The following is a 6,582-nucleotide window of genomic DNA, read 5'->3' on the forward strand; positions in this document are numbered from 1 at the left end:
AATGCGAGTTGTCCTCTATGACACATGCATACATTGGCTTCAAAACAGGTGATTGCAACGCGCTTTTTGTTTAAAAACATTTTATATAATTTGTTTATTGCACAAGAATTATTCTTGAGAGTTGTATTTCGATAATTTTTAAAAAGGAGGTCATAATCTTTTTGTGTTTTCAAATTTCTTCGTTTTTCAGAGGCAATTCCAAGTTCAGGCATATGCATATATTCAATATCAATGTTGTTTACAGCTTGCTCTAATTGTCTTTTCGAAAATCCGTGTTTTCTACTTATTGGATTTTTACGAACATCACATAAAGTTTTGATATTGTTTTCTATGAGACAACTAAGATAATTCTCAAGGGACCTACCTTCATAGCCAATGGTAAAAAAACAAAATTCCTCATCTTTAGCAGGCTGTATGATAATATGTTCGATGTTACACACGTTTAATTTCCTTATGTGAAAGGGTGGGGGTGCTCGTAGATATGCGGGGAACAAAACACCCCCATAAGGTTAAGCAGCTTTTGTTGAGAGTTGTTTTATCTCTCGTTCTATCTCTGCTAAAAAGGTTTCAACAGCTTGATTGATCTGTTCAATTTGTTGATCATCATGGAGAACACGCTTGACTTTCGTATCGCTTGTTATGTGACCATCTGCACCACGATCGCCCAGCCTGTCTTGGTCCCTAGATCAAGACATAAAATAGTTTGTGCGTTAGTGATCATAATCCCCTTTAAGGCTCTACGTATTTATGCGTGCGCATGGTGACGCGTAATCTATTAATTTGATCTCTTTATTTAATGCTTGTTTAAGAGTGTGAATGATGCTGTTGATGTTCATTACTATCTGTAGAAGCAGCAATAAAAGCAGATTGTGAAGATAATTTAGAATCACATGATTGCGTCCTATAAAAAAACGAGAAAAAGTCTTCTGCCTTAATCGGTGCTCCAATTCTTTTGGCTTCATTCAAAAGAATTGGGATATGTTTTGTTGGAATTCTCCCACCAGTTCCACCTTTTGATATAGGACGGAGCCAGGCATACACGCGTGTTCTATGAACCCCAAGCAGCTGAGATACTACCCTACGAACCCCACCTAACAGATTTATTATTTCCGAAAATTGTTTCATAGCACGTTATGTAGCGATTATAAAAACAATATCAAGAAGGAAAATTTATAATGAAACTACATGTTGCTAAATTAGAAAATGACGATTGTATACAACGTACCTACAATAAAGATATGACAATAAGTATCTCGCAATGGTTACAAAATGCCTTATCTGAAGCTGGATTAAGCCAATTAGGGCTTTCAAGACAGCTAACCGCTTCTTTAGGTCGCTCAATAGATCGTGCTGCCGTCAATAAAATGCTAAAAGGAACAAGAGATATTTCTGCTCGAGAATTATTAGAAATATCAAAGCTTACAGGTGCTTCTATTCCCACTAATCACTTAGTTCCTTTGATCGGATCTGTAGGAGCCGGAGGAGAAATAATCGCAATAGATTCTGGTTGTCTAGAAGAAGTAGAAGCCCCGCCATCTGCTCCTAAAGGAACTGTTGCTGTTCGCGTGGTAGGTGATTCTATGTTTCCAGCCATTGAAGAAGGAAGTCTTCTTTTTTATTCCTATCATTTGCTATCAGAAGATCTTATTAACAACCGCGCTATCATAAAAACTAAATGTGGAAAAGTTTACATCAAAGTATTACGTTTCGGAAAAGAAAAAGGGAAATGGGTTTTATCCAGTATAAATGGAAAATATGCCGATATCGTAGATGTAGAATTAGAATGGTGTGCACCTATCGACTGGATTAAGCCAGCCAAAATATGAATTAATATTTTTATACTTCTCTTCAAGCAAGCCTTTAGTTTATTACTTTAAAAAAATTTTTCAAAATCGCTACATTGGTATCCATAAACCACGCACAAACAATTGCCAAGAGGCGTTAGAGAGGAGAAATTATGGAAAATCCAATTCTTATAAATTCTGATGAAATTTTATTAGTTGTCTACGATGATGATCAAAACATTGGTCGGTCAGGACCTCTGGATGAAAGCCAAGTTCTAAAAATTATTGACGAGGCAAATAATGAAATCCAAATCTTTCGCATCAATCCTTCTTAAAAGAGCTGCGAAGATATATCTGAAGATATCGCAGAATTTTATCTTAGAGAACATGAAGAACAGTGTTTTAACGGAAACATACCTCATGACGTTATTTTACACATTACAGCATACGTTTTTTTTTAGACGATATAAAACAGCATGAATATAACGATGCAATGTATGATTCTTACGAACAACAACACCGTTTGCATCCTTGTGATGTGCTTTAAATTCTGAAGGGCGCATTTAAAAGCGCCGCCCCCTTTCATTCATCAATCCCATCAACATGAGGTTCGTAATGGAAAAGCCTATTGCTATCCAGCACAATACAATCAAACACGAAACCGTTCAAACGGTCAACGCACGTGAGTTACATGAATTTTTGGAAATAGGGAAAGATTTCTCTACTTGAATTAAGGATCGTATTCATCAATATGAATTTGAAGAGGAAAGTGATTTTATAAAAACACAAGATTTGCGGTCCACAAAATTGGGGAGCGCAAAATCTAGAGCTGTTACAGCCATAGACTATCACCCCACATTAGACATGGCAAAAGAGCTCGCCATGGTAGAACGTAATGAAAAAGGTAAACAAGCCCGTCAATATTTTATTGAATGTGAACGGCGTGCAAAGAAACCTTTAGACCTTGCAAACGCTTTAGAAGACTCTCTCTTTGTGAAAAAACTGCTTTTAGAAAGTGTCACACAATTAGAGACTTTAAAAAGTGAAGTGGGTATCCTTAAACCCAAAGCAGCTGCTCTTGAAAGTTTGCAACGTCACAACGGACTCTTCGGTCTTACAGAAGCCGCTAAAATACTCGAGATACAACCAAAACAATTCATTCTCTTCTTACAGCAAAAAGGGTGGTTTTACAGACGAGCAGCAGGTGGAAATTTGCTACCGTATCAAGACAAAATCCAAAAGCAACTTATGGATTGTCCGACCATCCACTTCAAACCGCAAATGGAATAGAAAAAGTTGTACCAGCAGCAGAAGGCATTGGTTTACAGTTTCAAGAGCTTATAAAGATAAAGCATGCATTAAGAGCAACAATCATGGAAAAGAAATACGAAATGACTGATGAAACAATAGAGTTTGCTGGAAAAACTCTTCACTGAATTAAAGCCTTAAGAGATTTTGATGCTATTAAAGCAGGCGACCTAGGCGGCTTTATACAAAAAGAAGACAACCTCAGTCATGATGGTAATTGCTGGGTAGGTGATGATGCAAAAGTCTATGGTTATGCCAAGGTTTTTGGTGATGTTTATATTGATAACATTTCTGGTATTTATGAAAATGCATGTGTTTTTGGTAGTGAATCTGTTACCAGAGAAACTAATATTTTTGGCAATGCGCAGATTTTTGGACATATTCGTGTTTTTGCCAATGCACAAATTTACGAAAATGCACAGGTTTCTGGTGTTGCATTTATTAGTGGAAAAGCTAAAATTTATGACAGTCCATTGATTTCTATCAGAGCAAAAATTGGAGGAAATGCCAAAATCCATGGTTATGCATTTATTCAGGGAAACGCAGAGATCATCAATGATGAAATCATCACAAAGGGCGAGAGGCAATAAACCATGGAAAAAAATACGAATTTACTGATGAAATAGACATTCTCTATCGTCGCCCAGTTCGTCGCATGCGTGCACTGAGAGACTTTGGGAACGTTTGTGTTGAATCCAATGCACATATTTTCGATAATACGCAAGTTTACGGAATAGCCGAAATTCACGGCAATGCAATATTTGTGAAAAAGCTCATATTGGTGGTGATGCTGTTGTATGTGGTAACACATGTATTTCAAGCAACACACATATTAGTTATAATAGAAAAGCCCGAACATATCCCTAGGAAAAGACAGAGCGTATAAGCCCTTTCTAACAGCCAAACCAGCCTTTTAAAACATGCGTGATTCACGCCACACGTGAATTGCGCGTAATGGAGGAAATCAAAATGAGTGAACAAAACACTAACCTAATAGAAATTGAAGAAACACATCATTTAGCCGTCGAACAAACTGCTATGGAATGTATTTTAAATAAAGCCTTAGAAAGTGATGTCAGTATTGACCGCTTAAAGCGTCTTCTTGATTTAAGAGAAAAAGAAATAGAACGACAAGAGCGCCAAAACTTTGTCCGTGATCTTTCGGCTATGCAGACAAAATATCAAAATATTGAAAAAACTCTACAATCACCCATACAAACAGCAAATACGCTATGCTTGATCAGTACATTGATGCTGTAAAGGACGGGCTTGCAAAATACAAATATATTAAACATTAAACAGAAAAAAAACGTTACCATAGAAATAATTCTGTCTCATCCTTCAGGAAATCAAATCTCAACAGAAGGAACATTTCCAATTGACAGTACAGGCTCTAAAAATAGTATACGATCAGTTGGTTTTACACTTACCTACGGGAGATACCTGTTATGCATGCTTCTTAATGTAGCAAGTAAAGAAGACGATACAGATGGTCAACCGCGAACCAAAGAAGGCGATACAAATAATCAAAAAGTTTCCTCTAAACAGATAAAGCAAATCGAATAATTAATTAAAGAAACAGGGACAAATGAAATTAGTCTTCTCTATTTTGCAGAAGCAGGAAAACTAACAGATATGTCTTGTGAAAAAGCAGAATTGGTTTTGGGGCATTTGGAAAGAAGAAAAAATATTCAAAAAGAAAAAGCTCTACAATCGCTCCCATCACAAGAGCAACAAACGGCGGTGTGAGATGGAGCAACGAACAGCAGAATGATTTTCAAGCAAGTCTAGGGAAAGTCATCGCATCAAACATTTACAACATACTCAATAAAAATACAAAAGGATTGCCTACGAGCAAATATGAAGACTACAAAATCAAACTCATAACAGAGCGTTTAACAGGCGAAACAAGCCCCTATTATGAAACTGAAGATATGAGATGAGGTATCGAACATGAAGAAGATGCCTTGAGAGAATATGGTTTCATTTATGATGTCAATATAACAAAGTGCGGCTTTATCCAACACTCCACAATAGAAATGGCGGGGGCTAGCCCTGATGGTTTCATTGGAGAAGACGGTTTAATCGAAGTCAAATGCCCGAGATCAGTAACACATATGCGCTTTTGTATAGGTGACGAAATCAAACCAGAATATCACGCACAAATGCAATTCCAAATGGCTTGTACAGAACGAAAGTGGTGTGATTTCGTAAGCTATGACCTACGTTTTACGGGGGAATTCTTTCACTTGCGCATGAAAGATTTTCAATCACGCCGTTTTGAAGGCGGTGGTATGCGTTATTTACGCTTTAAACGGTGGCTCACTGAACTAAAGAGGTCCATTGATGAAATTGACGCGGTGTATTTTGAAGAGGTGCGCCGGCATGTGGGTACAAACGCTTCTCATATTTACGGAGGCTTTCTAGCAACCTTAACAGCGTGGTGTGAACATCATCAGATACTATATGAAGGCATTCCTGTTGGCACAATTAAGAAGGCAACAACAGGAAAAGGAAATGCCTCAAAAGAAGAAATGATTTAGGCGGTGTGTACAAAAGGACATACGCCTAAAGACGACAACGAAGCAGATGCTTTAGCAATTTTATATTTAATGCAAGAAGAGGGTATACATGTCCAATAAATTACCGTGGACGGAGGCTATTTGCAGATAAATGGATTCTTGATCTTGCTTGTTTATTTCCCTTTGAGTGCAAAGTTTACATAAAGTTACGCTTGCAAATGCTTTATACTGGAAAACCACTTTTAAATAATATGAAGGTCCGGGCTGATTACACTGGCTGTTCAGTAAAAATGTTCATGAAAGCGTTAGAAGTTTTAATAAGCACAGGTCATATCGAACGTTTAGACGATGGGTGTTTATGGAGTTTAAAAGTTGAAGAAGAACTCAATAACTCTAATGAGAGTTTAGAGAAGGTATCGAAGACGTCACGGTCAAAGACGTTATCAGAGAGAGCAAAGAAAGCAGCGTAGGCAAGATGGGATAAACATACAAATGATGCTTGTGATATGCTTAACGATGCTAAAGCAATGCTTAATGATGCCCATATATAACATAAACAATAACAGTTATAATAAAAAACTAATACTATCGTATTAGCAAAAAAGAAATTTGTTCTGAAAATTTAGAAACAAACGAACAGGTTCATGAGTCAATAGAGATTCATACTTGCGGAAGCTAACCAGAGCAAATCACAACGGATGTAGAAAACCAACCTCCCAATCACAAGCAAAAGAACGTTCCCCAAAAAGCGAAGCGGACTAAATCAAAAGATGATTTTCGCTTACCTGAGGATTTTGAACCTAATTTGCAATACGCAATCGATAAAGGCTTAACCCATGATGAGGCGCTGTTAGAAGTCGAACGGTTCACAAATTACTGGATAGCAAACCCAGGTAAAAATGCAAACAAACGAGATTGGCAAAGGACTTGGTACAATTGGGTTACAAGCCCTATCGGAACGCTAGCAA

At 37.3% G+C, this 6,582-nt stretch carries 5 protein-coding genes and 5 pseudogenes; 7 read left to right on the forward strand and 3 right to left on the reverse strand.

Annotated elements, in window-relative coordinates:
- The 3 genes and pseudogenes from ACFIQE_RS08245 to ACFIQE_RS08255 form a co-directional block, all read right to left on the reverse strand.
- Window positions 1-440 (reverse strand): DUF488 family protein (locus tag ACFIQE_RS08245; protein ID WP_375707515.1); only part of this gene is annotated, 440 nt, incomplete at its 3' end.
- Window positions 441-509: 69 nt separating this feature from the next.
- Window positions 510-626: pseudogene (locus ACFIQE_RS08250) on the reverse strand (exonuclease); the annotation flags it as partial.
- A 178-nt stretch (window positions 627-804) separates the two neighbouring features.
- Window positions 805-1,125, reverse strand: coding sequence for a hypothetical protein (locus ACFIQE_RS08255; protein WP_375701009.1), 321 nt, complete (start codon window positions 1,123-1,125; stop codon window positions 805-807).
- Between the two features lie 50 nt (window positions 1,126-1,175).
- Between ACFIQE_RS08255 and ACFIQE_RS08260 the strand changes: the two genes are divergently transcribed.
- The 7 genes and pseudogenes from ACFIQE_RS08260 (at window position 1,176) to ACFIQE_RS08290 (ending at window position 6,084) form a co-directional block, all read left to right on the forward strand.
- Window positions 1,176-1,826, forward strand: a complete 651-nt coding sequence (locus tag ACFIQE_RS08260; RefSeq protein WP_375707516.1) for a S24 family peptidase — start codon at window positions 1,176-1,178, stop codon at window positions 1,824-1,826.
- A gap of 131 nt (window positions 1,827-1,957) precedes the next feature.
- The gene (locus ACFIQE_RS08265; protein WP_375621638.1) at window positions 1,958-2,119 is read left to right on the forward strand and encodes a hypothetical protein; all 162 of its coding nucleotides are present in this window, start codon (window positions 1,958-1,960) and stop codon (window positions 2,117-2,119) included.
- Window positions 2,120-2,513: 394 nt separating this feature from the next.
- Window positions 2,514-3,124, forward strand: a pseudogene (locus ACFIQE_RS08270) (phage antirepressor KilAC domain-containing protein); the annotation flags it as partial.
- A gap of 937 nt (window positions 3,125-4,061) precedes the next feature.
- A pseudogene (locus ACFIQE_RS08275) lies at window positions 4,062-4,841 on the forward strand (ERF family protein).
- 1 nt (window position 4,842) lies between these two features.
- Window positions 4,843-5,353: pseudogene (locus ACFIQE_RS08280) on the forward strand (lambda exonuclease family protein); the annotation flags it as partial.
- Window positions 5,354-5,734, forward strand: a pseudogene (locus ACFIQE_RS08285) (crossover junction endodeoxyribonuclease RuvC); the annotation flags it as partial.
- Window positions 5,735-5,910: 176 nt separating this feature from the next.
- Window positions 5,911-6,084 (forward strand): hypothetical protein, encoded by a 174-nt coding sequence (locus ACFIQE_RS08290; protein WP_375612544.1) that lies wholly within the window; start codon window positions 5,911-5,913, stop codon window positions 6,082-6,084.
- Window positions 6,085-6,582: the final 498 nt, after the last annotated feature.

Source organism: Bartonella sp. AA1HLJMS (assembly GCF_042197445.1).
Taxonomy (GTDB): domain Bacteria; phylum Pseudomonadota; class Alphaproteobacteria; order Rhizobiales; family Rhizobiaceae; genus Bartonella.

What these genes read in the sequence shown, in the direction of transcription:
- ACFIQE_RS08290 (WP_375612544.1), top strand. Translation starts at nt 5,911, where the DNA reads ATGAAAGCGTTAGAAGTTTTAATAAGCACAGGTCATATCGAACGTTTA.
- ACFIQE_RS08260 (WP_375707516.1), top strand. Translation starts at nt 1,176, where the DNA reads ATGAAACTACATGTTGCTAAATTAGAAAATGACGATTGTATACAACGT.
- ACFIQE_RS08255 (WP_375701009.1), bottom strand. Translation starts at nt 1,125, where the DNA reads ATGAAACAATTTTCGGAAATAATAAATCTGTTAGGTGGGGTTCGTAGG.
- ACFIQE_RS08265 (WP_375621638.1), top strand. Translation starts at nt 1,958, where the DNA reads ATGGAAAATCCAATTCTTATAAATTCTGATGAAATTTTATTAGTTGTC.